Here is an 18,379-nt window from a genome sequence, read left to right as displayed (position 1 = left end):
CCACGTACTAAGATTAGCAGATTAATGCGTTTAGGTCTAGATATGGACAGTGCTAAACGCATTGGTTACTCTAGAAAGAAATACTGGAGACTGTCAAAAACACCTGAAGTTCATTGGGTGCTTACAACGAAAAGACTCTACCGGTGGAACGTAGTTTCACTACGAGACCTGGCAGAGTCTGCTTACTTAAGATATTGAACCGCCGTATACGGAACCGTACGTACGGTGGTGTGAGAGGACGATAAATGAATGAATCATTTATCTCCTACTCGATTCCGCGAAGATTTTTCTGGAACACCCTTGACAAAAACAGCCCCCCTCCTTATAATTATAAGAGTTGAGATTAAAACACGCGGTCGTGGCGGAATGGTAGACGCGCCAGCTTGAGGGGCTGGTGTCCGTATGGGCGTGGAGGTTCGACTCCTCTCGGCCGCATCCTAAAAAGCACTACAGGAATATCCTGTAGTGCTTTTTTTCGTTTACAGATGAAAAGAAACGCCCGAGCCAATGAGTGGCCCGGGCGTTTTTCAGTCATTTAATGACGTACACCGGAATGGGACTTTCACGAATCACTTTGCGGCTCACACTTCCGACAAACGCTTCTCTCAATGGGTTCAGTCCGCGGTGTCCGACCATGATCAAGTCGGCATCTTTCACAGTGGCGTATTCGATGATTCGTTCGGCCGGATTCCCGATGACGATTTCGACGGAGTGGGAGACCTGTTGTTCCGCCAACGCTTTAAAGTGTTCCTTGATGGACCGGATCCGTTCCTCATTGGTCCTGGAAAACTTTCCAGTCAGATCAATCGTTTCGTCTTCCGCTTGGTTGTAGGGGATGACATACAAAATATCGATATGCAAATCAGGAAATCCCTTTGCCAGGGCAAGAATATCATTGATGTCTTTTTTAGCGACGGCAGAACCATCATAACCGAGAACAATTCGACGCATACCATGACCTCATTTCTAATAAATGTGCAAGACGGCGTTGGACAGGAGCAAGATTACAGGCATTGTGATCAGGGACATCATCGTCGTTAAAATGACCAACCGTGCACCGTATTCGTAATCGCCGCCGTAAAGCTGGGAAAACAACGCGGTGTTCACGGCAGTCGGCGTGCAGTTGGTGATGGCCAATACGAGCAGGACATACGGGGCTTCAATCGGAAGCAGCCAAATCACCAGAAGTCCTACAAGAGGCGTGAAAATCAACCGCATAAATGTTGTCCAATACGCCTGTTTGGAATTGAAGATGGCCCTCAGCGACCCTCTCGCCAAGTAACCCCCCAAAATAATCATGCCCAAAGGAGAGTTCAAGCCGACAATGGAATCCATGCTGGAGGAGAGAATCGTTGGCAGTTGAATATTCAATAAGTACAGGGCCAGCCCGATATACAATCCGATGCTGGCGGGATTGATGAAGGCAGATTTCAGCGTAATCTGTTCTCTTCCTTCAGATAGCGTATGAACGCCGTACGTCCAACGCAGAATACTGGATACAACGATAAATAAGGATAAGTAAAAGACCCCTTCATAGCCCAAAATGGCCAATGTTATGGGAATCCCAAGAAATCCGGAGTTGGAAAAGATGATCGAGTGCCGATCAATTTTGTTTCCGCGCCAGACCATCAGATGGGCGAGCGGGATGCGGATCAAGTGCAGAAGCACAGCGCCAAACAATGCCCATCCCAGATTGATGAACTGCTGCTGATTGAATTCCTGTTGGAACGCCATGATGATGGTGATGGGAATAACGTATTTGTTCAACATCTTCACCAGCTGCTGACTCCCATTGTTATCCAACACGTCTGTTTTTGCTAAAAAATACCCAAACAAAATGATTAAAAACATCGACATCAATTTTTCGAAAATAATACCAGAGATAACCATCGCGAACCTACTTTTCTATTTGTTTGATTCTACTATACGCTGAAAAAAGGAAGAGTACAAATGCACAAAACCCAACAGGCCTTCCACCCAATTAATGTGGAAGGCCTGTCAGGTTGAGTTGGATCGATTAATGTCCACCTTCATCTTTATCAATTCTCACACGGACTTTCTGAGTTGGTTTCTTCAGCAATTGATCGAGCAACGGCACAGATGCAGCCACGACAGCGATCGTTACTAAGAGGGTGTGCAACATCATGACAATCCATCCTTTCTGTGTGCTGTGCGTATAGTGGGTCTGCAATTGACTCATCAATTTCTCATTCTTTCTATGTTTATTATCTCTTATCGTTTGGAAATAAGCAAACGATTCGGATTTGAACATTGAAATGGAAAAGCGGATTCGACTATGTGTATAATGGGTATGAATCGTTTTCAAAAATGAGAAATAGGAGTGATTGTATGTACGTAGCTTCACCTGAACGCTATGATAAAATGATTTACAACCGTGTAGGAGACAGCGGGTTGAAACTACCGGCGATTTCATTGGGTTTGTGGAACAACTTCGGAGACGTGGACTTGTTCGATAAAAGTCGGAGCATCATTCGTCGTGCCTTTGATTTGGGCATCACGCATTTCGATTTGGCCAACAACTATGGCCCGCCGGCAGGAAGCGCTGAGGAAAACTTCGGCCGTATCCTCCAAAAAGATTTCAAACCTTACCGGGATGAAATGATCATTTCCAGCAAAGCCGGTTTTTACATGTGGCCGGGACCATACGGCGACTGGGGATCGAAAAAATACATTGTTTCCAGTCTGGACCAATCGCTGCAGCGGATGGGATTAGATTATGTGGACATTTTCTACCACCACCGTTTCGATCCAGAAACCAACTTGGAAGAAACCGCGCACGCATTGGACTTATTGGTGCGCCAAGGAAAAGCGTTGTACATCGGAGTATCCAACTACGATGCCGAGCAGACTGAACGCATCATCGACATCTTCAACGATTTGAAAACACCGTTCATCATCAATCAGCCGCGTTACAATATGTACGACCGGTGGATTGAAGACGGGTTGAAAGATGTGTTGGTGAAACACAAAAAAGGAGCTATTGCTTACAGCCCATTGGCACAGGGGATGCTGACCGACCGCTACTTGAACGGCGTACCGGAAGACTCACGAGCGGCGCGGGAAGAGATTGTCTTCTTGAACGAAGAAAAAGTGGAAAAAACGGTGGAGAGAACACGCCGGTTGAATGACATCGCGCAAAAAAGAGGACAGACATTAGCGCAAATGGCCATCGCTTGGATATTGCGTGACGGCATCGTCACAAGTGTCTTGATTGGCGCCAGCAAAGTCAGCCAATTGGAAAGCAACGTCGAAGCGCTGGACAATATTGACTTCTCGGATGAAGAATTGAAAGAAATCGAATCGATTTTGACTGAGAAGATGTAGAATGGCACAAGAGCAACTGCTTGACTTCATCCATCACGCCGCCATCATCGCATCTGACTACGAGAAGTCCAAACATTTCTATACGGAACTTTTGGGATTGGAAATCATCCGTGAAAATTACCGTGAAACACGCGACTCGTACAAGCTGGATTTGAAGATTGGGAACAGTGAAATCGAACTGTTCTCTTTCCCAAATCCGCCCAAACGGGTTGATTCCCCTGAAGCAGCCGGGCTCCGACATCTCTGTTTTGCCGTAGTCGATGTAGAAAAAGTTGCGAAAACATTGAACAGCCGCGGGGTAGAGACCGAGCCGATCCGGACGGACGGGTATACGGGCAAGAGATACACGTTTTTCAAAGATCCAGATGGTCTGCCGCTGGAGCTGTACGAGAAATAACATTCCGATTAATGATTGAAAAGAAGCGGAAACTCATGCATAATAGAAGGTGGAAATGACCTATTAAAGGAGAGACAGCACATGGCGAAAAAGTTTTTGCATACTTGTGTACGAGTGAAAGACTTGGACAAGTCACTCGAATTTTATGAAAAAGCATTGGGATTCAAAGAAGTCCGACGCTTGGACTATCCTGAATTCAAATTCACCCTGGTTTACTTGGCCTTGGAAGAAGGCGGCTATGAATTGGAGCTGACTTACAACTACGACCAAGAACAACCATACGACTTAGGAAACGGCTACGGTCACATCGCAATCGGAGTCGACAGTTTGGAAGACTACCGCGAAGAGTTGAGTCAAGCGGGCTACGAAGTCACTGAGATTAAAGGGTTGTCCGACGGGGCAGCAACTTACTTCTTCGTGATGGATCCGGATGGATACAAGATTGAAGTCATCAAAAACTAAATAACAACTAGTCAAAAGACAGCGACCGGATATTCCGGGCGCTGTCTTTTTTATCGTAACCGAATGTACGGCACACGGACAATTTTCAATCCTCTGATGCCGGTCATTGGAGAACAGTTTGGGTTAAGCAATGCCGATTTGGGGTTGGCGAACAGTATCTTCTTCTTGACGTATGCCGTTGTGCAGATTCCGTTTGGAGCGTTGGGGGACAAAATAGGACGCCGGCTGGTCATTATGCTTGGCTTCATCTTGTTTGGAGCAATGACCTATGCCACCGGTCTCGCAACCACGTTCGTGATGTTCCTCATCATCCGTGCTTTAGTGGGGGGAGGGCAAGGTGCCTACTATGGACCGCAGTATGCGTTGTCATCCGAAGCGATTCCGACTCGAAATTTAACGTTGGGGACAGCCATTATCAACAGCGGGATGGCGTTTGGAACCTCGGGAGGGTACTTGCTTTCCAGTCAACTCGTCCTTGAAAATGGCCAACACTGGAGCCGACCATTTTTCATCACCGCGATTCCAACCATCATTGTGGGTATTTTGTTCTACGTGGTGTTGAAAGAAAAGATTGTTCGTCCGGAAGATCAAGAAAAGACGGTTGCGGAATCAAAAGGAGAAGAAACAACCAGCCTTGCCGAAGACACTTCAAAAATTTCTCTTGGTTCGATTTTTGGCAACCGCAACTTGTTGGCGGCATTTATCCTTGTATTTACCAGCATTTATGCCAACTTTGTGATTATCACATGGCTGCCGACTTTCTTGATTGAAGAGATGCGTGCCGATAAAATGCGCAGCAGCAAAAAATTAATCTTTACCTTGATGCCTTTGGCAACTATTTCGGTTTTCCTGATGGCGTTCGTGACCAACCGTACATTGCTGATTGCGATGTTGATCCTGTACAGGTTGACCGGGAAACTGGCTCTTGACCCAATTATGGTTGCTTTTGTCAGTCGGCATGCGCCGAGACGCGCTTTGGGAACCGCGCTCAGTGCCTACAACTTTGTAGGGATGTCGGGATCGATTCTAGCGCCTTACATCACCGGTTTCCTGTCTGACGTATCGGGTTCCATGCAAATAGGTTTCTACGTAGCTTCTGTGCTCTTGATCCTTGGAACCATCGCTTTCGCGTCGCTGGCTAGGGAAGAAAAACAAGCTGTTTAAGAGTTTCGTGCCACTAAAAAGAACTGCTCAATTATTCAAAAGAATAAAGAGCAGTTCTTTCTTGCGTTACCTGACAAAGTCTGTGGGTTTATTGAGTTCGATTAAGTCCAGTAACCTTAACGCGATACTGTAATGCAACGTTTCTTCTGGGTTTGCGAAGTTCATGTGGGATTGTTCCTTTAACTTGTCGATACGGTAACGGACCGTCTTGGGATGGACATACAACAAGTCCGCGGTTTCAGAATAGTTCTGGTTGACGTCGATAAAGGTACGCAAAGTTTTCAGCAACTCGATGTTTTCGTCTTTCAACTTCCAAATATTTTCAGGGATGAAGCGCCGCAAGGACTCTGTATTTCCTGTTTCTGCAAAAAGCTGATAAATGCCAATATCTTGATAGGAGGCAATGAGCTGCGTATCGTTCACCAATCGGAGAAACTTCAAGGTATCAAAAGCTTGTTTGTATCCCAACGGCAAGTCTTTGACTTTAACCTCGTTGCTGAGTGCGACATACGTTTTTATTTGTGAGTAGAGGGAATTTTTGGACAAGCTTTTTAATATGGTACGCAATTTTTCTTTTATTCTCTGGATATCTGTCTGCTGAGCAGGAACAATCAAAATGACTTTTCGTTGACGGGTGACGTATAACTTTTCTGGAAATTCTATAATGGAATGATTGAGTAGTGCATCTGTGTAGCGGGTAAACAATGAAGGCGTAAGAGGATCGGCGAGGCTCTCAAAATCAAATACGATAATGCGGTACTGTTTTTCTTTGTCTAAATTCAAGTATTGAATGGTTTCATCGATATCTTCCTGCATCGTTAACCGACCGTGAAGCAAGTCAGAAGCCATTTCGTTAAACAAGACTTCAGTGATGAAGCCGATGATCTATCCATTGAATACTTGTGCAAAAAGACCATTGAAGAAGGGTACCAAGGAAGGGTTGCGGTGGGACATTTGACCGCTCTCCACGCGCTTCCGAATGAGAAGTTGCAGCCGATTTTGAAACTTATGAAAGAAGCGGACATCAGCGTCATGGCGCTGCCTGCGACGGACCTGCATCTGGGTGGCCGGAAAGATGAATACAATGTCAGAAGAGCGTTGACGCCGATCCGCAAACTGAGAGATGCAGGGGTCAATGTCTGTATCGCAACCAATAACATCCGCAACGCGTTCACGCCATACGGCAACGGGGATATTTTACAGACGGCCATGCTGGCCATTCCGGTTGCTCACTTAGGGGGAGCCGACGATTTGTCAACGGTCTTGCCCATGATCACAGACAATCCCGCCAGAGCCATGGGGCTGACTGATTATGGGATTGCAGTTGGAAACAAAGCCAATCTTGTGTTGTTGGATACGAAAGTCAAAGACCATGCGATTATCGACATCCCTGAGAGGCTGTACGTCATTAAAAACGGTCGGATCACGGTTGAAAACAAAAAAGAAACGACCATTTACCGCTAATACCGCTAAAGAACCACTACGCAAGAGGCCGTCGAAGACGGTCTCTTTTTATATAGAGATGGGAAGGATCAAATAAGAATGATTGAAAGCGCTCTGATTCATGGTAAAATAAGAAAAAGTACTGGAACTTGGATGAGTGGAATGAGGAGGCGGGAAGGTATGGCAATTTTAGTATTTGATATCGGCGGCACAGCTGTAAAATATGGGGTATGGGAAAACGACACGCTCACGAGAAAGCATCGGTTTTCTACGCCGAAGACGTGGGAAGAGATGAAACAAACATTGCTTCAAGTGAAAAAAGAAGTGGAAAAGGATACAAAAATTGATGGCGCAGCGTTCAGTTCTCCAGGTGCAGTCAACCAGGAAAAGCGGGTCATCGAAGGCGCGAGTGCAGTTCCCTACCTCCATTCTTTTCCGATTTACGCAGAATTGGAAGAAGCATTCGGCTGCCCGGTCTCGTTTGAAAATGATGCCAACTCAGCTGCGTTGGCCGAGATTTGGAAAGGGGCCGCTAGAGGGCTGAAAAGTGTGTTGCTCGTGGTCGTAGGGAGCGGAATCGGCGGATCGATTGTTATGAACGGAGAAGTCCAACACGGCAAGCACCTCTTCGGAGGCGAGTTTGGCTTTGCGTTGATGACGGAAACAGAGACATTCAGCGATTTAGGCACTGCAGTGGGAATGGCCAGGCGCTATTGCCGGCGCAAAGGACTGGCGGAAGATGCGGTTTCTGGAGAAGAAGTGTTTCAACTGGCCGAAGAAGGCGATGCTGTCGCCCAAGAAGAAGCAGAAACCTTTTATTATTACTTGTCCAAAGGCATCTTTAATCTCCAGTACAGCTTCGATCCTGAACGCATCTTGATAGGTGGCGGCGTGTCGAATAAGCCGGATCTGCTGGAAAAACTGGACGAACAGTTTGACAAAATCTTGGATGTCGTCCAAATAGCCCCATTCAAACCAGAAGTGGCGGTTTGCACATTCCAGAACGATGCCAACTTGGTAGGGGCTGTGTACAATTTTTTGAAAAAACGCAACGAGAGAAGGGAAAACTTACGATGAAGGTGAGAAAAGAAGACACTATCTTGTTTATCGGAGACAGCGTGACGGATGTAAATAGAAACCACCAAGACCCTCTTGATTTGGGGAAAGGCTACCCCTTGATGATAGCGGGGATGCTGCAGGCTGCTCATCCTGAATTGGCTTTGACGTTCTTGAACCGTGGAGTAGGTGGCGATCGGATTGGCGACTTGAAAACTCGCTGGCAGGAAGACTGTCTGGCGTTGAATCCGGATATTGTGTCCATCCTCATCGGCATCAACGACACCTGGTACAATGTGGGTGAATCAGCATTTGCTTCAGAAGAATCATTTGACCAGTTTGAGCAGGATTACCGGTACTTGCTGAAGTCGCTGTTCCAACAAACCGATGCCCGTGTAGTGTTGATGGAGCCGTTTGTCCTGCCATACCCGAAAGACCGGGCAAAATGGCGGCGGGATTTAGATCCCCGCATTCAAATTGTGCGCAAAATGGCGCGGGAGTACCAGACAGACTTTATTCCTTTGGACGGAATCCTCAACCAGGCAGGCATTGAATTTGGTTATCAAACTTACACAGGAGACGATGGGGTCCACCCGACAACCGCCGGCCATGGCGCCATTGCGCAAGCCTGGCTGCAGAGGGTTCGGTTGGAGTAAATAGGGAAATTTCTGCTTGTATAACCGAAATAAATATGGTAAAATGCTACACATGCGATGAGTTGACTCCCCATCCATAATGGATGAGGGAAGTAGAATGCAGGGCACGGTACATTTTGTACAACAGCAGGAAGCTGGTGCATGAGAAAAGCTGATGTGAACAGCCTTTTCTCCTTTTGAAGGAAACTTCAAGAGCTGCGCAAAAGCCGGTACAGGAATTTTCCTGTGCCGGTTTTTTTATGCATTCTTAACGAAAACAATACAAAGTGAACCTTCCTGAAAATTCATCCATATGGGATAATAGAAGAAAAAGGAGGAAACAAGATGACGAAACGGCGACTATACATTATATCGCTGGATGCATTCGGTGCGAGCGATTTGGAGTACGCCCGGACATTGCCGCACTTTCGTTATTTGCTAAGTCGAAGCGCTCTCGTGAAAGAAGTGGAGACGGTGTATCCATCGCTCACTTATATGTGTCACACATCGATTGCCACAGGCATGTATCCTCACCGCCACGGCGTGGTGCATAATACAAAACTGCAGCCGGACCGCTCTTCACCTGACTGGTACTGGTATGCCAAAGACATCAAAACACCGACGTTTTTTGATGTGGCTCATAAAGCAGGATACAAAACTGCTTCTTTCCTATGGCCGGTTACAGGGCGGAGTCGATCCATTGATTACAATTTGACGGAGATTTTTCCAAACCGTTCATGGCAAAACCAAGTGATGGTGTCCTTGTATTCCAGTACCCCTTCCTTTGCATTGCATCTTGACCGCAAGTACCGTCATTTGCGCAAGGGTATTGAGCAGCCTCAATTGGACGATTTTCTGACAGCGGGGATTGTGGACACCATCCGCACCAAAAATCCAGATTTAATGGCGATACATTTTGTGGATCTGGACGCGATGCGCCACAAATATGGCGTGCAATCCCTTGAAGCGAAGCGAGCCATCAAGAGGATGGATGAGCGGTTGGGCAAAATCATCCGTGCGATGAAAGAAAAAGACATTTTTGAAGAAACGGTGATTGCGGTATTGGGCGATCATTACCAAATTGATACCCATACAGCCATTCGGTTCAACGCTTTGTTTAAAGAAGAAGGCTGGCTGCGGACCAATACCAAAGGCAAAATTCTTTCGTGGGATGTCTTGGCGAAAGAAGCAGGCGGTTCTTGCTACATTTACACATCGGACCAAGCCGACAAGCAAGCGGTGTTGGAACTTTTGCGTCTCTATCCCGATATCATCGAGGCTGTTTACACGGGAGAGCAGGCGGATCAATTAGGAGCAGACACGGCATGCACGTTTTTGGTGGAAGCCAGACGCGGTTTTTATTTCCAAGACGAAAGCGAAGAGCCGTTTGAAGAAACAGTGAAACCAACAAACAAGTTGAACAAGGCGACACACGGGTACAGTCCGTTGAAAGACAATTACGAAACCATGTTGTTTATCTCAGGGCCCGGCATCAATACGGAGGCGCGGATTCCACAGGCGAGATTGGTGGATGAAGGACCGACTTTCCTGCATGCACTCGGCTTGGCATACCCTCATGAAACAGAAGGACGGGTATTGAAAGAGTTGTTTGAGTAACTGGAACAATGGAAAATCATCCGGTTTGGAAGCAAGGATGGAATGGAGGGCAAAACATGACTCAGCAGGCAGGAAAAAAAGAAAAATTTGTGTTCACGAAAGAAGAGAAAAGCTGGATTTTTCAAGATTGGGCGAACTCCGCTTTTTCTATTATGGTCGTCACGGCCGTGTTCCCGCTTTTCTATAAAGCGGTGGCGTCAAATGCAGGAGTGAGCGACGCCGATTCTACCGCTTATCTAGGCTATGCCAATTCAATCGCGACTGCTTCGGTGGCTCTCATGGCACCGGTATTGGGGGCGATTGCAGACTACAAAGGATTCAGGCGCCCGATGTTCACAACGACCACCTTGTTGGGGATTTTAGGAACATTGGGTATCGCGTTTATGCCTGGAGGAGGAGCGGTGGACATCGCCTGGCTGGCGCTTTTGGTGCTGTATGTGCTGTCAAATATCGGCTTCAGTTCAGCAAATGTGTTTTATGATGCATCATTGATGGACGTGACCACGTCAAGCCGGATGTCGCGCGTATCCAGCACCGGATTCGGCATGGGCTATATCGGCAGTTCCATTCCTTTTATCGTATTTATTCTTATCTACACCACAGGCATTCTGCCGGTTTCGGCTGATTGGGTGATCAGAGGGGGCTTTGTGTTGACAGCATTGTGGTGGTTTGTGTTCACCATCCCGTATTGGCGGAATGTGGAGCAAAAGATGTATATCGAACGCCAGCCCCATGTAGTGAAAAACAGCTTCAAACGACTGTGGGGCACCTTAAAGAGGATAAAAGAATACCGGAACGTCTTCTTGTTTCTGCTGGCGTATTTTTTCTATATCGATGGGGTCGGCACTATCTTTAAAATGGCGACGGCTGTCGGCGCAGACGTCGGTTTGTCGGGCACCTCATTAATCATTGTCATGTTGATCACACAAGTCGTGGCCTTTCCATTTTCTATTTTGTATGGGGTATTATCCAAGCGTTTCGGCGACAAGAAAATGATCTACGCCGGCATCGTCACGTACTTGTTCATTTGTTTGTATGCATTGACGTTGGATTCCCTGCAGACATTCTTGATTTTGGCGTTTCTCGTCGGTACGGCTCAAGGCGGCATCCAATCGCTCAGCCGTTCGTTTTTCGGACGTTTGATTCCAGACAAGCGGCACAATGAGTTTTTCGGCCTGTACAATATCTTTGGGAAATTTTCTTCCATATTAGGAACCACCTTGATGGGATTGATCACCCAACAGACCGGCAATTCGTTGGACGGAGTGTTTTCTTTGATCGCCTTGTTCCTTCTGGGTGGGGCGTTGCTGTTGTTTGTGAAAGATCCCAAACAGCATGAAGGAGACATGCAAGAAGCAGCTTAGAAACCAATTGAGACGTGTTCCTTTCCTCTGGAAGGGGACACGTTTTTGCTTGGAAGCGCCAATAGGAGAAACTCGAAGTTTTGACAGATGTCTGTATAATAAAGAAAGAAGGTATTCGAATTAACACGATATAAACAAAACGAGGAGTGGCAGAATGCCGGAAATAAAGAAAAAAGAACGAGAAATTGGACCGGAAAAAGAAGAAGATGTGGTAGTTAAGACAGGCCGATTCAGAATTTATTTTCAAAATTACTATACCGTTATTTCTCTGGGGAACGATTTGTTGACCGGAGGGCTCTATTTCATAGGTAGTTTGGCCAACCTGCTGGAAGCGCCCGATCTTGTCGGGCAGTTGATGTACATTGCGGGCGGTTTTTTCTTGTTGATGCGGCCTATACTGAAAATATTCCATAATGTCTTTATTTATGATGAAGAGCAGTACAAGGAAGAAGTAGAGGACATTCTCTTTGATGAAGACATCGACGAAGAGGAATCAGAAGAATCGGATAGAGCATACAACGAAGAGTATTATGGGGAAGAAGAAACTCAAGAAGAGAAAAAAGACAAGATAAAAGAAGAACGCGAATCATAAACGAAGAAGAAGCACATGTACACAAAAACAGCCCGCTGATGAGCGGACTGTTTTTTATTTAAGTAAAACGAGTGGGTGGAACGAGTCAAAATCCAACAGAGAGCTGTTTGTGAATCTCCGCCAGTTCGACTTTGCGGACATCTCTCGGCAGGAAGCAGCGAATCTCTTCTTCGTTGTATCCAATTTGGAGACGACGGTCATCCATGATGATTGGACGGCGGATTAAGCTCGGTGTCTGTTGGAACAAATCCAATAACTCTTTCATCGTTAACTCTTCAATGTCGCAATCAAGTTCTTGGTATGCTTGGGAACGGAAAGAAATGATTTCTTCGGTGCCTTCTTCCGTCAAGCTCAAAATCTTTTTGATTTCGTTGGTGGTAAGAGGCTCATGAAAAATATTTTTTTCAATGTATTCCAAGTTGTGCTCTTCCAACCAAGCGCGAGCTTTGCGACAAGATGTGCAGCTGGGTGAGCTGTATAAAGTAATCATTGTGTATTTCCCCTTTCGCTAAAACAGTTGATACCTTTGCATAAAATTGAAAAGTGAACAAATTGTGACAATCAGTCTATAAACACATTCTAGAGCATCGAGAAGAAAAACACAATGCTTTTTGTCAAAAGCTTGTCACAAATAGCGGATTTAATATTTGTCATCTTTTTGAGACATTGGAAATCCGCTCAACGACTGGTCATACGTCGCAGATGCCATGGAGTGGATTCAATGAGGAAGACAGCATTTGGATTGAACAGCCAATCTCTTTCTATCCATTCTAGTTGACTTTTCCAAAAGAAGCGAACGTTCCGCATGGCTGAATTGCAACGAGTGATTGTACTGAACGCCTCCTATGAATGAGAGTATAACAAAAAGCGCTTACAATTCCTATAGAAATCTCAAAAAAACCATTTAAACACAGAGAAAAGATTCATTCACAAAAGTGTCATACAAACCCGAAGAAAAGGGCTTATCTAACTTTCAATAATATGCTATAGTTGGTGCTGTTTGAGAGATAATACCTATATGTAATTTTCATGAAAACACGGAGGGATGAAATGGCACCTGCAACTGCACGGTTACTATTATTGATGGTCACGGTTATTTGGGGTTCAGGATATGTAGTGACAGATTTGGTTCTTGGAACGATCAATCCATATCAATTATTAACAGGACGTTTTTTACTTACATTTATTGCATTATCGATTGTCTTTTTCCCTCAATTGAAAAAAATCAATTTAGCGGCCTTAAAAAGAGGCGCATTGCTTGGAATCTTTTTATACGGTGCATTTGTGTTGCAGACTGTTGGAGTCATTTATACGACGCCGAGCAAAAATGCATTTCTCACAGCAACCAGTGTGGTCATTGTTCCGCTCATCAGTTTCCTCTTATTTAAACAAAAAGTGCAGCTGAGAACACAAGTGGGAATTGGAATGACGGTTGTAGGAGTGGCATTGATGTCGTTGAACGGATTCACAGGAATCAATATTGGCGATGTATTGTCTCTGTTCTGCGCCATGTTCTTTGCTTTGCAGAGTGTTTTCCTTGGAAAATTCGTCCGCGAAACCAACCCAGCGTCATTGATGATTGTGCAAATGGGAACTGCTTCGGCGATTGGATTGGCGGTCAACTTCATCCGTGGAGACGTGTACTTGGGCGGCCAATTGAATGCAGATCTCAGTGTTCTGTATCTGGCTTTGTTCAACACATTGATCTGTTACGGCATTCAGTCCTTGGCCCAACAATCCATCACGGCAACAGAATCTTCTTTGATCTTATCAATGGAATCTTTCTGGGGAATGTTGTTTTCTGCTTTAATCTTAAAAGAAGCCATTACGTACAAAATGGTTTTTGGAGCGATGTTCATTTTGACCGGGATTTTCTCTGCTCAAGGTATTCTCGATCCGAAAAAATTGGCTTTCCCATTCAAAGGAAAACGAGCAGAGGAACAGCCAGATAACTCAATATATTCACGTTTTGAATCTTAAATATAGAAACACATTGTCCAACGGCAATGTGTTTTTTTGTTGCCTAAAACTCCTTTCATTAAGCGTAGATGATAGGTTGAAATGCGTTTAATGGCAAGAAAATGAGGGACATGTTATAATGAAAGCCTTGAACCCGTCCTTGTTTGAGCGTCTTTTATTTTTACAGCTGCCCAAAAATTTCATTTATCCTCTTAAGCCAAGGTCTTCTATCGAGGGACGACAGTGGTTTTTCTTATTAGATGAACTGAGTATTTATTTCGAAAAGGCTATATTTAATCAATATAGTCGCTGTCAAGGAGGTGGAGGTTTCGTAGAGGGGAGAACAAAGCGACGCTTGGATTGGGGACGGGAAAAGTAAGAGCAAGTGTATACAAATTGAATAATGGGAGGTATCGATGTGAGAAAAACATTGAAACTGCTTGTTGTATTGTTTGCTTTCACTTTGTTGGGCGCATGCTCCAACGAAGCGGCTGCCAGTGATCCAGGAGAAGACGAAGTGAAAATTGGCTTTTCCATGAGCAACTTGAACGACACTTTTTTGAATTATGTGTTGAATGCAACACAAGAAGAAGCAGCGGAACGAGGCATTGACATTCGCGTGGAAAATGCGGAGGATGACTTGATCCGGCAGCAGGACCAGATCAACGCATTGATTCATAACGAAGTGGATGGCTTGATTGTGATTCCGGTGGACACGAGTGCGATGCAACCAATCACTGATGCGGCCCAAGAAGCAGGGATTCCGTTGATTTACCTGAACCGGAATCCGTATACCGACAAAGAAGAAGAGATGCCGGAAGGTGTGTATTACGTCGGTTCTGAAGAAAAGAAAGCCGGGCATATGCAAATGGAATACATTGGCGAGTTAATGGGCGGTGAAGGCGGAATCGGCATTCTTTTAGGCATCCTTGGCAGCGAAGCACAAGTGCAACGCACAGCTGGAGTAAAAGAAGTCATTCAAGAGAAGTACCCGGATATTGAAGTGCTTGCCGAAGAAACGGCGAAATGGCAGCGTGACCAAGCCGTGAGCATCACTGAAAACTGGCTCATGACCTATGGCGATCGTATGAATGCCATTGTTTCCAACAATGATGAGATGGCGTTAGGCGCTCTGCAGGCCATCCAAAACAACGGACGTGACGACATGTACCTTATTGGAATGGATGCCGTTGCAGATGCTTTAACCGCTGTAAAAGAAGGCAAGCTCGCTGGGACGGTTTTCCAAGACGCCGTCGGGCAGGGCAGCGCTGCGGTAGACGTCATGGACCAAGTGCTAAAAGGAGAAGCTCCAGAAGAGCAGGCAATCTTTGTTCCTTATGAATTGATCACAGCTGAAAATGTAGACAAATATATGAAGTAACGCTTTCCAAAGTTGTTTGTTGAACAGAGTAAAGGGGAGTGACGAGATGCAAGGATCGAATACGTACTTATTGAAAATGAATGCGATTGTAAAAGAGTTTCCAGGTGTCACGGCACTGAGCAACGTGAATCTGTACGTCAAACCTGGGGAAGTTCATGCGCTGTTGGGAGAAAACGGGGCAGGGAAATCTACGTTGATGAAATGTCTCATCGGCATTCATCAACCCACTTCGGGCACCATCTATTTCAATGGAGAAAAGCTGTCTAATTATGGGACCAGCGAAGCATTGAATAAAGGATTATCCATGATTCATCAGGAATTGAATCCTGTGTTGCATCGAAGTGTGGCGGAAAATATCTGGCTGGGAAGGGAACCGAAGAATAAATTCGGATTCATCGACCACAAAAAGATGTATCAGATGACAGAAGACGTTCTGCAAAAAATCGACATGCCGATCGATCCGAAGACGGAATTGAAAGAATTGACGGTCGCCGGCATGCAGATGATTGAAATTGCGAAAGCATTATCGTACGACGCCAAACTCATCATCATGGACGAACCAACATCTTCCCTCACGGAAAAAGAAACGCAGAAGTTATTTGAAATCATCGAGAAGCTGAAAAAGGAGAACCGAAGCATCATTTACATTTCCCATAAAATGGAAGAAGTGTACACTGTCTGTGATACCGTTACCATTTTACGAGACGGCCAAAGCGTTGGAACGGCATCGGTGAAGGATACAACTTCTGATGAGCTCATTCAAAAAATGGTTGGAAGAGAAGTGGGCAACCTTTATCCTGATAGACAAACAAAACCAAAAGAAGAGGTAAAACTGTCGGTGCATGGATTGACGGATGACAAGCTGTTCCGCAAGGTGTCGTTTGATCTGCGGAAAGGCGAAGTGTTGGGATTTGCCGGTTTGATTGGAGCCGGGCGTACAGAAGTGATGGAAGCCGTCTTTGGGCTTCGTCCTTTCAATGAAGGAAAAGTCATGATGGATGGAAAAGAGATTAAGGTAAAAAGCCCGGTTGACGCCATTCAGCACAAAATGGCGTTCTTGACGGAAGACCGGCGGCAAACGGGGATCTTCCCGATGTTGTCCGTCGGCTACAACATCGCTTCTGGAGACATGGACCAATACCGGAACGGTTTCGGTCTGTTGGACAATAAAAAAATCAAAGAGCAAGCGCAGGAATATGTGGATTCCCTCCGGATTAAAACCTCTTCCGTTGAAACAGAAATCCAATACTTAAGCGGTGGAAATCAACAAAAAGCTTTGCTTGCCAAATGGTTGCTGACGGATCCGGATATTTTGATTTTGGATGAACCGACACGAGGAATCGATGTAGGCGCAAAATCGGAAATTCATAAAATGATTGCCCAATTGGCCGCCGAAGGAAAGAGCATCATCTTGATTTCTTCTGAGCTGCCGGAAATATTGGGTATGAGTGACCGGGTGGTGGTCATGCATGAAGGGAAAGTTCACGGGATTTTAGAAAATGACCAGTTGACCCAGGAAGAAATTATGGAATACGCAACCGGAGCAAAAGATGATTTTCCAGAAGAAGTCTACGCTGACGTAAACATGAAGGAGGAAGTTGTCTGATGGATATCAAAGTGAATACGAATGTTCAAACAGAAGCAACTGAAAAGCGGGTTGACGGCAAAAGAATCTTTTCTAAATATTTGATTGTCTTTATTCTTTTGGCAATGGTGGCTGGAATCACTGCCGTAAATCCGAGATTCTTAGCAGTCGGCAATCTCCTGAACTTGTTGACTCAAACATCTATTTATGGTGTCTTGGCACTCGGTATGTTGCTGGTAATCATTTCCAAAGGAATTGACTTGTCGGTCGGTTCGGTTTTGGCATTTGCAGGGATTGTCGCCGGAAGTATCAGTCAAGTAGCGGATGCTCCGGGCAAACTGTTCCCGGGACTTGGCCAAGCCCCTTTGTGGATGACCATACTGGTGGCCTTGAGCATCGGAGCTTTGTTAGGACTGATCAATGGTGCTCTCATCGCTTACGCAAAAGTACCGGCCTTCATTGCCACACTGGGAATGTTCACAGCAGCCAGGGGAGGAGCGCTGATGTTTTCGGATGGACGACCTGTCAGTAACGTCAACCCGGAAGTGACCATCTTCGGAACTCGTCTGTTCGGCTGGCTGCCGGTTCCGGTATTGATTTACGGTGGCGTGATTTTGTTGACGTTCGTCCTTCTCCGTTACACGTCGTTTGGAAAGAGCGTGTTTGCGATCGGCGGAAATATGGAAGCCGCAAAAGTCAGTGGAATCAAAGTGAAGCGCAATTTGACGCTCATTTACATGTACTCTGGCCTGCTGGCAGGATTGGCTGCACTCATCTACATGGGGCGAACCGGCGGGTCAGTCCAACCGGCAGCCGCGACCGGCTATGAATTGACTGCTGTCGCAGCTGCCACCATCGGAGGCGCCAGCCATGCAGGAGGCGTCGGAACCGTCTGGGGAGCAGTTGTCGGAGCATTGATTTTAGGAGTGCTGACGAACGGCTTTACCCTTCTTGGGATTGATGCATACGTGCAGCAAATCGTACAAGGAATCATTATCGTCGCAGCGGTCGTGATGGACATGAGAAAAAATAAAACTGCATAAGTAGAATTAATTTCATGCCTCGGCGGAGTTTTTCGCCGGGGCATTTTTTAGTGCGCCCGGCATGGGCGACAACTTGGTGGTGAAAGTCCACTACAGACTTGGCAGTAGGAACTGTTAGCGAAAGTCAAGGGTGTCCGCCGTGAGGCGGAATCTGAAGGAAGACGGACGCAAATGCTTGCACTGACGAACAGAAACTTCATACAAAGGCTGAATCAGGACGGATGAGCTTGCTAAACAAAGTGAAGTCCGATACTGCCCGAATCCTGTACAGTAAATGGAGCAGTGACATGAGCAGAAGGTTGTCGTTCTTACCCGGGGAGGTCTCGTCAGCGCTTA

General features: G+C 45.9%; 17 protein-coding genes, 1 tRNA gene and 2 pseudogenes. 15 read left to right on the top strand and 5 right to left on the bottom strand.

Annotated elements, in window-relative coordinates; all coding sequences use genetic code 11:
- Positions 1-352: 352 nt before the first annotated feature.
- A tRNA-Leu gene (locus G470_RS0107765) sits at positions 353-435 on the top strand.
- 96 nt (positions 436-531) lie between these two features.
- Here G470_RS0107765 and G470_RS13890 read toward each other — a convergent pair.
- From G470_RS13890 to G470_RS0107750, 3 genes are all read right to left on the bottom strand, one after another.
- On the bottom strand, positions 532-951 hold the full coding sequence (locus tag G470_RS13890; RefSeq protein ID WP_051258499.1) for a universal stress protein: 420 nt from the start codon (positions 949-951) through the stop codon (positions 532-534).
- Between the two features lie 15 nt (positions 952-966).
- A complete protein-coding gene (locus tag G470_RS0107755; RefSeq protein WP_028274338.1) occupies positions 967-1,890 on the bottom strand; it encodes an AEC family transporter in 924 nt (307 codons plus the stop codon).
- 127 nt (positions 1,891-2,017) lie between these two features.
- Positions 2,018-2,200 (bottom strand): hypothetical protein, encoded by a 183-nt coding sequence (locus G470_RS0107750; RefSeq protein WP_028274337.1) that lies wholly within the window; start codon positions 2,198-2,200, stop codon positions 2,018-2,020.
- A 149-nt stretch (positions 2,201-2,349) separates the two neighbouring features.
- Between G470_RS0107750 and mgrA the strand changes: the two genes are divergently transcribed.
- From mgrA to G470_RS0107730, 4 genes are all read left to right on the top strand, one after another.
- Positions 2,350-3,345 carry an L-glyceraldehyde 3-phosphate reductase gene (gene mgrA, locus G470_RS0107745; protein ID WP_028274336.1) on the top strand — a complete coding sequence of 332 codons (996 nt, stop codon included), beginning with the start codon at positions 2,350-2,352 and terminating at the stop codon, positions 3,343-3,345.
- A gap of 1 nt (position 3,346) precedes the next feature.
- Entirely contained in the window at positions 3,347-3,742 is a 396-nt protein-coding gene (gene gloA2 / locus G470_RS0107740) for an SMU1112c/YaeR family gloxylase I-like metalloprotein (RefSeq protein WP_035445319.1), read from the top strand.
- Positions 3,743-3,823: 81 nt separating this feature from the next.
- Positions 3,824-4,204, top strand: coding sequence for a lactoylglutathione lyase (gene gloA, locus G470_RS0107735; protein WP_028274334.1), 381 nt, complete (start codon positions 3,824-3,826; stop codon positions 4,202-4,204).
- A gap of 63 nt (positions 4,205-4,267) precedes the next feature.
- The gene (locus tag G470_RS0107730; RefSeq protein WP_084172138.1) at positions 4,268-5,368 is read left to right on the top strand and encodes an MFS transporter; all 1,101 of its coding nucleotides are present in this window, start codon (positions 4,268-4,270) and stop codon (positions 5,366-5,368) included.
- 66 nt (positions 5,369-5,434) lie between these two features.
- On the opposite strand, the gene G470_RS0107725 is transcribed toward G470_RS0107730, so the two are convergent.
- Complete coding sequence (locus tag G470_RS0107725; RefSeq protein WP_028274332.1) at positions 5,435-6,184, bottom strand: PucR family transcriptional regulator; 750 nt, start codon at positions 6,182-6,184, stop codon at positions 5,435-5,437.
- A 42-nt stretch (positions 6,185-6,226) separates the two neighbouring features.
- Between G470_RS0107725 and G470_RS13075 the strand changes: the two are divergent.
- The 6 genes and pseudogenes from G470_RS13075 to G470_RS13070 all read left to right on the top strand — a co-directional run.
- A pseudogene (locus tag G470_RS13075) lies at positions 6,227-6,832 on the top strand (amidohydrolase family protein); the annotation flags it as partial.
- 159 nt (positions 6,833-6,991) lie between these two features.
- Positions 6,992-7,888, top strand: coding sequence for an ROK family protein (locus tag G470_RS0107715; RefSeq protein WP_028274331.1), 897 nt, complete (start codon positions 6,992-6,994; stop codon positions 7,886-7,888).
- A complete protein-coding gene (locus tag G470_RS0107710) occupies positions 7,885-8,523 on the top strand; it encodes an SGNH/GDSL hydrolase family protein (protein ID WP_028274330.1) in 639 nt (212 codons plus the stop codon). The genes G470_RS0107715 and G470_RS0107710 overlap by 4 nt, the downstream gene beginning before the upstream one ends.
- Positions 8,524-8,847: 324 nt before the next feature.
- The gene (locus tag G470_RS0107705; RefSeq protein WP_028274329.1) at positions 8,848-10,119 is read left to right on the top strand and encodes an alkaline phosphatase family protein; all 1,272 of its coding nucleotides are present in this window, start codon (positions 8,848-8,850) and stop codon (positions 10,117-10,119) included.
- A 56-nt stretch (positions 10,120-10,175) separates the two neighbouring features.
- Positions 10,176-11,483, top strand: a complete 1,308-nt coding sequence (locus tag G470_RS0107700; RefSeq protein ID WP_035445318.1) for an MFS transporter — start codon at positions 10,176-10,178, stop codon at positions 11,481-11,483.
- A gap of 154 nt (positions 11,484-11,637) precedes the next feature.
- Positions 11,638-11,922 (top strand): annotated as a pseudogene (locus G470_RS13070) (YrhK family protein); the annotation flags it as partial.
- A gap of 238 nt (positions 11,923-12,160) precedes the next feature.
- Here G470_RS13070 and spx read toward each other — a convergent pair.
- A complete protein-coding gene (spx, locus tag G470_RS0107690; protein ID WP_028274327.1) occupies positions 12,161-12,565 on the bottom strand; it encodes a transcriptional regulator Spx in 405 nt (134 codons plus the stop codon).
- Positions 12,566-13,125: 560 nt separating this feature from the next.
- On the opposite strand from spx, the gene G470_RS13065 reads away from it, so the two are divergent.
- The 4 genes from G470_RS13065 to G470_RS0107665 all read left to right on the top strand — a co-directional run bounded on the left by G470_RS13065 (position 13,126) and on the right by G470_RS0107665 (position 18,043).
- A complete protein-coding gene (locus G470_RS13065; protein WP_051258498.1) occupies positions 13,126-14,055 on the top strand; it encodes a DMT family transporter in 930 nt (309 codons plus the stop codon).
- A 397-nt stretch (positions 14,056-14,452) separates the two neighbouring features.
- The gene (locus tag G470_RS0107675; protein WP_028274325.1) at positions 14,453-15,415 is read left to right on the top strand and encodes a substrate-binding domain-containing protein; all 963 of its coding nucleotides are present in this window, start codon (positions 14,453-14,455) and stop codon (positions 15,413-15,415) included.
- A gap of 46 nt (positions 15,416-15,461) precedes the next feature.
- Positions 15,462-17,021, top strand: a complete 1,560-nt coding sequence (locus G470_RS13060) for a sugar ABC transporter ATP-binding protein (RefSeq protein WP_051258497.1) — start codon at positions 15,462-15,464, stop codon at positions 17,019-17,021.
- Positions 17,021-18,043, top strand: a complete 1,023-nt coding sequence (locus tag G470_RS0107665; protein WP_028274324.1) for an ABC transporter permease — start codon at positions 17,021-17,023, stop codon at positions 18,041-18,043. The genes G470_RS13060 and G470_RS0107665 overlap by 1 nt, the downstream gene beginning before the upstream one ends.
- Positions 18,044-18,379: the final 336 nt, after the last annotated feature.

This window comes from Atopococcus tabaci DSM 17538 (genome assembly GCF_000429585.1).
Taxonomy (GTDB): domain Bacteria; phylum Bacillota; class Bacilli; order Lactobacillales; family Carnobacteriaceae_A; genus Atopococcus; species Atopococcus tabaci.
The sequence above is the reverse complement of the archived record's forward strand: the minus strand, read 5'-3'. Positions and strand labels throughout refer to the sequence as shown.

Coding starts and splice junctions, on each gene's coding strand:
- mgrA (WP_028274336.1), top strand. CDS start 2,350: ATGTACGTAGCTTCACCTGAACGCTATGATAAAATGATTTACAACCGT.
- spx (WP_028274327.1), bottom strand. CDS start 12,565: ATGATTACTTTATACAGCTCACCCAGCTGCACATCTTGTCGCAAAGCT.
- gloA (WP_028274334.1), top strand. CDS start 3,824: ATGGCGAAAAAGTTTTTGCATACTTGTGTACGAGTGAAAGACTTGGAC.
- G470_RS13060 (WP_051258497.1), top strand. CDS start 15,462: ATGCAAGGATCGAATACGTACTTATTGAAAATGAATGCGATTGTAAAA.
- G470_RS0107705 (WP_028274329.1), top strand. CDS start 8,848: ATGACGAAACGGCGACTATACATTATATCGCTGGATGCATTCGGTGCG.
- gloA2 (WP_035445319.1), top strand. CDS start 3,347: ATGGCACAAGAGCAACTGCTTGACTTCATCCATCACGCCGCCATCATC.
- G470_RS0107710 (WP_028274330.1), top strand. CDS start 7,885: ATGAAGGTGAGAAAAGAAGACACTATCTTGTTTATCGGAGACAGCGTG.
- G470_RS0107665 (WP_028274324.1), top strand. CDS start 17,021: ATGGATATCAAAGTGAATACGAATGTTCAAACAGAAGCAACTGAAAAG.
- G470_RS13890 (WP_051258499.1), bottom strand. CDS start 951: ATGCGTCGAATTGTTCTCGGTTATGATGGTTCTGCCGTCGCTAAAAAA.
- G470_RS0107715 (WP_028274331.1), top strand. CDS start 6,992: ATGGCAATTTTAGTATTTGATATCGGCGGCACAGCTGTAAAATATGGG.
- G470_RS13065 (WP_051258498.1), top strand. CDS start 13,126: ATGGCACCTGCAACTGCACGGTTACTATTATTGATGGTCACGGTTATT.
- G470_RS0107700 (WP_035445318.1), top strand. CDS start 10,176: ATGACTCAGCAGGCAGGAAAAAAAGAAAAATTTGTGTTCACGAAAGAA.
- G470_RS0107750 (WP_028274337.1), bottom strand. CDS start 2,200: ATGAGTCAATTGCAGACCCACTATACGCACAGCACACAGAAAGGATGG.
- G470_RS0107730 (WP_084172138.1), top strand. CDS start 4,268: ATGTACGGCACACGGACAATTTTCAATCCTCTGATGCCGGTCATTGGA.
- G470_RS0107725 (WP_028274332.1), bottom strand. CDS start 6,184: ATGCAGGAAGATATCGATGAAACCATTCAATACTTGAATTTAGACAAA.
- G470_RS0107755 (WP_028274338.1), bottom strand. CDS start 1,890: ATGGTTATCTCTGGTATTATTTTCGAAAAATTGATGTCGATGTTTTTA.